Annotated in this window: 5 protein-coding genes; 2 read left to right on the top strand and 3 right to left on the bottom strand. The window is 64.8% G+C overall.

The window, feature by feature from the left end:
• Window positions 1-152 precede the first annotated feature (152 nt).
• Entirely contained in the window at window positions 153-764 is a 612-nt protein-coding gene (locus C0456_RS13615) for a glutathione S-transferase family protein (protein WP_291053089.1), read from the bottom strand.
• Window positions 765-864: 100 nt separating this feature from the next.
• Between C0456_RS13615 and C0456_RS13610 the strand changes: the two genes are divergently transcribed.
• Window positions 865-1560, top strand: a complete 696-nt coding sequence (locus C0456_RS13610) for a YafY family protein (RefSeq protein ID WP_291053087.1) — start codon at window positions 865-867, stop codon at window positions 1558-1560.
• A gap of 158 nt (window positions 1561-1718) precedes the next feature.
• Here C0456_RS13610 and C0456_RS13605 read toward each other — a convergent pair whose 3' ends face one another.
• Together C0456_RS13605 and ettA are read right to left on the bottom strand one after the other, a co-directional pair.
• The gene (locus C0456_RS13605; RefSeq protein WP_291053085.1) at window positions 1719-3338 is read right to left on the bottom strand and encodes an amidase; all 1620 of its coding nucleotides are present in this window, start codon (window positions 3336-3338) and stop codon (window positions 1719-1721) included.
• Between the two features lie 102 nt (window positions 3339-3440).
• A complete protein-coding gene (gene ettA / locus C0456_RS13600) occupies window positions 3441-5105 on the bottom strand; it encodes an energy-dependent translational throttle protein EttA (RefSeq protein ID WP_291053082.1) in 1665 nt (554 codons plus the stop codon).
• Window positions 5106-5299: 194 nt separating this feature from the next.
• Here ettA and C0456_RS13595 point away from each other — a divergent pair, with 194 nt between their 5' ends.
• On the top strand, window positions 5300-6067 hold the full coding sequence (locus C0456_RS13595; protein ID WP_291053080.1) for a hypothetical protein: 768 nt from the start codon (window positions 5300-5302) through the stop codon (window positions 6065-6067).
• The last annotated feature ends 35 nt before the right edge of the window (window positions 6068-6102 follow it).

The following is a 6102-nucleotide window of genomic DNA, read 5'->3' as shown; positions in this document are numbered from 1 at the left end:
AGGTCCCCTCCCCATGAAAATGGGGAGCGTTGGGGTGGGGGCGCTAGCGGCTTTGCGCGCCGTTGGAGTTTTTTCCGGAAACCTCCAAAAAACTCCAACGGCGCTCCAGGGACATCACGTGTCAAAACGTGGACAAATCCGGACAGTTCCGGTCAGGCGGCGGCCATGTGCCAGTTTTCGAGTTCGATGACGGTGGCCTGCCAGGGGAGGCTGGCGATGCGGTCTACCCAGTCGCGGATCAGGGGATCGTCCGGGGTGGAGTCCTTGAACCACATGAAGGGTGAGGAAATCAGCAGGTCTGCCGCCGTGAAGCGGTCACCCATTAGCCAGGGGCCGTCTTCCAGGGCGCGGCGCAGGCGGTCTGCCACTTCGGCCATGCCGCGATAGGTGGTGTGGAGGACGGGGTGGTCGAGGCCGGCGACGCCCTGGACGATGACCGGCTCCATCACGCCGGCATACCAGAACATCCAGGCGAGGAAGCGGCCACGCTCGGGATCGCCTTCCGGGACGGTGTATTCAGCCGCCGGGAAGAGGTCTGCCAGGTAAAGCATGATGGCGGCGCTTTCCCAGATCAGGACGCCGTCATGATCGAGCAGCGGCACCTTGCCTTCGGGATGGGGATTGAGCGGGTCGCGCCCGCCGGTGCCGTCCTGGCGGGGGACCGACACGATGCGGACGTTCACCCGGTCGGCGATGCCCATGGCGTGGATGAGGTCGAGGATGCGGGTCGAGCGGGAATGGGGGGCGTGGTAGAGGGTGAGCACGGGGGTCTCCTTCGGGGTGCTTGCCGGGGTTGGCATGAGGACACTATGGTGCAGGTCTCCTGACAGTTTTCGTCAGGAAGGATTTTGTAAGGCTCACCCCATGGCCCGCACCGACCGCCTCTTCCGCCTGCTGCACCTGATGCGCACCCTGCCCCAGCCTGTGACGGCGGCGCGGCTGGCGCAGGAAACGGAGGTTTCGGAGCGGGCGATTTACCGGGATATTGCCGCCCTACGCGCGGCGGGGGCACGGATCGACGGGGCGGCAGGCTATGGCTATGTGCTGGAGGAAGACCCGGCACTGCCTCCGCAGAGCTTTACACGCATCGAGATAGAGGCGCTGCTGATCGGACTCGCCGAGGCGCAGAATTCCGGCGACAGCGAGATTGCGGAGGCCGCGCAGCTCGCCCTTGCCAAGGTGATCGCCACCCTGCCCGAGCGCCAGCAGCGGGAGGCCGCCCATGCGGTGCATTACGTGTTCCGGTATGACCGGAGGGAGGTGATCTCACGCGACCTGGCGCTGATCCGCACGGCCTGCTGGGAGGAGGAAACGCTGCGGCTTTCCTATCGCGATGAGGCGGGCGCGGAGACCGAACGGGTCGTCCTTCCCCTGACGATCCTTTATGCGGAGAAGGTGCTCGTGTTGCTGGCCTGGTGTACCCTGCGGCAGGACTGGCGGAGTTTCCGGATCGACCGGATTGCGGCGGCCGAACGGACGGGCGAGAGCTTCCGGCCACGGAGGGTTTCGATGCTGCGCGAGTATGTGGCGCAGATGAAGGCGCGGGGGCGGCCAGTTTAGGGGCTGCGTTTCTACGGAGAGCGGCCCCACCCTATCCCTCCCCACATCTGTGGGGAGGGGACCTGTTGCTTTGTGGGGAGAGGTTAGTTCTCCAGCTGCGCGACCTGCCCCCTCCCCATGACTATGGGGAGGGCTGGGGTGGGGTTGCTATCGGCTTTTCACCGCTGCATCGCAGCGGCGATTTCGGGGCGGTCTTCGGCGGTTTCCAGGTATTTCGGATCGGGCCGGAGGCGCGTGGCCTGTTCGTAAGCGTAGCCATAGGCGAGGATTGCCGCGTCGGTATCCCTGGCGCCCATGAAGGAGACGCCGAGGGGGACGCCGTGGACATCGCCCATGGGGACGGTGAGGTGGGGATAGCCCGCGATGGCGGCCAGATAACCTGCCCCGGCCCAGGCGGGCCAGACATCGCCATTCACAGGATCGACGCGCGGGGACAGTGGGCCGGATGGCGACACGAGCGCGTCGACGCCATGTTCGGCGAGGAGCCGGTCGATGCCATTTTCGCGGGAGGCGGACTGGACGAGCGCGCGAGCATCAAGATAGGCCTGATCCGTAAGCGGACCGAGTTCATCGGAGGCGGTGAACAGGTCCTGATTGAAGAGGGCGAGTTCAGCATCGGCATTGGCGAGGTTGAAGGCGATGACATCGCTGAGCGTGCGCGTGACCACAATGGGCGGAGCGCCGGCGAGATAGGCATTGAGGCTGTCCTTGAACTCATATTGCAGGAGCAGGAGCGACGCGGCCCAGAACTCGCCGGGAACATTGCTTTCTTCGATCTCGACAATCTCCGCGCCGGACGCGCGCATGGCCTCAAGGCTTGCCTCGAAGCGGGCGATGATGTCCGGATTTGAACCGACCGAAGCGCGCAGGACGCCGAGGCGTTTGCCCTGGAGGGCATCGGCCGAGAGGGCGGCGGTGTAGTCGGTCTCGCCTGCATCCATGGCGTTCATCATCAGGGCCGCGCCGGTGACGGTCTTGGTCATTGGGCCAGCGGTGTCCTGGCTGGGCGAGATGGGGACGATGCCTTCCTGCGGGAGGATGCCGACGGTTGGCTTGAAGCCGACGAGGCCGTTGACATTGGACGGGCAGATGATTGAGCCGTTGGTTTCGGTGCCCACCCCGCCAGCGGCGAGAGAGGCGGCGATGGCGGCGCCTGTGCCCGAGCTGGAGCCGCAGGGGGAGCGGTCGAGCATGTGGGGGTTGCGGACCTGTCCGCCCACGGAGGACCAGCCGCTGATCGAATCGTTGGAGCGGAAGTTTGCCCACTGGCTGAGATTGGTCTTGCCGAGGATGACGGCGCCTTCCGCGCGAAGCCCTGCGACGAGGGGGCTGTCGCGGCCGGTGATGTTGTCCTTCAGGGCGAGGGAGCCGGCGGTGGTGGCCATCGGATCGAGGGACTCGATATTGTCCTTGAGGAGGATGGGGACGCCGTCGAGCGGGCCGAGCGCGTCGCCGGAAGCGCGGCGGGCGTCGGACGCGGCGGCCTGAGCGAGGGCGTCGGGGTTGACGGCGAGGATGGACTGGAGGCGCGGGCCGGCGCGGTCGATGGCGTCGATGCGGGTGAGGTAGGCCTGCGTGAGGGCGACGGAGGTGGTCTCGCCGCTGGCGAGGGCAGCGGAGAGTTCGGGAAGGGTTTTGGCGAGGAGGCCGGTGGCTTCGTAGCCGGGGGCGATGGGGGCGTCAGCCAGGGGCGCAGGCGGGACGGCGCTCTCTGGCGCGGGCGTGGCGCAGGCAGCGAGCATGAGCGCGCCGAGCGCGGCGGTGATGGTGTGGTTCATGGGGCCCTCTCCCGATCCCGTGTGTGGGATGGGAGAGTAGCCTTCAGCGGTCCCGGGTCAATCGCGCTTCGCGCTTTGCCCGGGATGACCGTTTTAAAGGAATTACCGCGAGAACTTCTTGAACTTCAGGCGCTTGGGGTTGACGGCGTCTTCGCCGAGGCGGCGTTTCTTGTCTTCGAGGTAGGAGGAGAAGTCGCCCTCGAACCATTCGACATGGCTGTCGCCCTCGAAGGCGAGGATGTGGGTGGCCATACGGTCCAGGAACCAGCGATCGTGCGAGATGATAACGGCGCAGCCGGGGAAGTTGTCGAGGCCTTCTTCCAACGCCTGCAGGGTTTCCACGTCGAGGTCGTTGGTCGGTTCATCGAGCAGGAGCAGGTTGTGGCTGCCGCGCAGCATCTTGGCGAGGTGGACGCGGTTGCGCTCACCGCCCGAGAGGATGCCGACTTTCTTCTGCTGGTCGGTGCCCTTGAAGTTGAAGGCGCCGACATAGGCGCGGGACATGACCGAGACGCCGCCGAGATCGATGACATCGGTGCCGCCGGAGATTTCCTCCCATACGTTCTTGTTGGGATCGAGCTTGTCGCGGCTCTGGTCGACATAGCCGATCTTGACCGTTTCGCCGACGCGCATGGCGCCGGAGTCCGGCTTTTCCTGACCGAGGATCATCTTGAACAGCGTGGATTTACCCGCGCCGTTCGGACCGATGACGCCGACGATACCGCCCGGCGGGAGTTTGAAGTTGAGGTTCTCGATCAGCACATTGTCGCCGAACGCCTTGCTGAGCCCTTCGGCCTCCAGCACGACGCCGCCAAGGCGGGGACCGGGGGGAATGCGGATCTGCGCGGTCATCACCTTCTCGCGCTCGGCCTCCGAGGCCATCTTCTCATAGGCCGTGATACGGGCCTTGGACTTGGCCTGGCGGGCCTTCTGGCCGGAGCGGACCCATTCGAGTTCCTTGGCGAGGGTGCGCTTGCGGCCGACATCGTCGCGCGCTTCCTGCTCCATTCGCTTGGCTTTCTGCTCCACCCAGGAGGAGTAGTTGCCCTGAAAGGGCACGCCGCGGCCGCGGTCGAGCTCGAGGATCCAGCTGGTGATATCGTCGAGGAAGTAACGGTCGTGGGTGACGAGGATGACGCAGCCGGGGAAGTTGATCAGGTAGTTCTGCAGCCAGGCGACGGTTTCGGCGTCAAGGTGGTTGGTCGGTTCGTCCATCAGGATCATGTCGGGCTTCGACAGGAGCAGCTGGCAGATGGCAACGCGGCGGACTTCACCGCCTGATAGCTTGGTGACGTCTGCGTCATTGTCCGGGCAGCGCAGGGCGTTCATGGCCATTTCGATCTTGGAGTCGATGTCCCAGGCATCGGCCGCGTCGATCTGCTCCTGCAGCTTGGTCATCTCTTCCATGAGCTCGTCGGAATAGTCTTCGCCGAGCTTGGCGGAGATTTCGTTGAACTTGTCGAGCATCTGCTTTTCCGGGCAGGAGGCAGCGACGTTTTCAAAAGCGGTGAGTTTGGGGTCGAGCTTGGGCTCCTGCGGGAGGTAGCCGACCTTGATGCCGTCTGCGGCCCAGGCTTCGCCGGTATAGTCCTTGTCCACACCGGCCATGATGCGCAGCAGGGTCGATTTACCCGAGCCGTTGACGCCGACCACACCGATCTTGGCATCCGGCAGGAAGTTCAAGTGGATGTTTTCAAACACCTTCTTGCCGCCGGGATAGGCCTTGGTGAGGCCTTGCATGTGGTAAACGATCTGGGGACCGGCCATGGGCTATGGTTCCTTTGCGAAGCTGGAAATGGTTGTCTGGGCGCGATGTGGCCTGCCGCGCGCAGAAGATCAAGCGATACGCAGCGTTCGCTGGCAGATGCGCTGTGGCTGAGCCAGGTTTTCCCCTTGTGCTGGCGCTGGCGGCGCGGCATCAGCCTTCAGTAGAGGGGATTTTCCCCTGAGCTGGCCCGATCATGAGTGACAAGCCCCCCTCCCCCGCTGACAAGAAGCCCGCCAGCTATGGCGAGGATGACATGACGCGCGCGTCGGGCTGGGACGCGCTGCTGGATGATCTGTTCGGGCTGAATGTGCGCGCCCTGAAGACGATGGTAGCGGCCCTGTTCTCACCGGCCAGGCTGTTTGAAGCGGCGCGGGACGTGGACTGGCTGGGCCGGTATACCCCGTCGATCCGGCTGGTGTTCACGCTGATTGCGGCGGTGGTGTTCCTCAAATTCCTGTGGGTGAATGATACGTCCGGCCTGTTTGCCTATACCCAGGCGACGATGGAGGCGATGGGCACGGAGTTTCCCGGCCGCACCTATGAAGAGGCGGCGCGGGATTATCTTGCCGCGCTGCTGGTGACCTATCCTTTCTCCTATTTCGGGGTGCATGCCGTATTTGCCCTGATGCTGAACATCTGGGGCAAGGGGACACCCCTGCCGGTGCGGATACGCCTTTACTTTGCGGGGCTGTTGCCGGTGCTGCTGGCGGGGGTGGTGATGACGGTGGTGTATGGGGCGCTGAGCGCCGATGCCCTGGATCAGACGATGGTGATCGGCTTCTGCCTGATGCTCGGGCTCTATATCCTCACGCTTTACCGGGGGCTGAGCCCCGCGCACAGGGGCGCGGGGCGGGCGGCCCGCAGCGTGCTGGGGGCTGTGGTGATGCTCGGAGCTGACCTTGTGGTGAGCGGGGTCTCTTCGTTGTTGGCGGTTACCCTGCTGTTCACCGGCGGGGCCTGAGACTGCCAGCAGAGAGGATGACACCGGCGGAATCG

The sequence above is a fragment of the Hyphomonas sp. genome, from assembly GCF_013823385.1.
Classification (GTDB): Bacteria; Pseudomonadota; Alphaproteobacteria; order Caulobacterales; family Hyphomonadaceae; genus Hyphomonas.
This window is presented reverse-complemented; position numbering and strand designations above follow the sequence as displayed.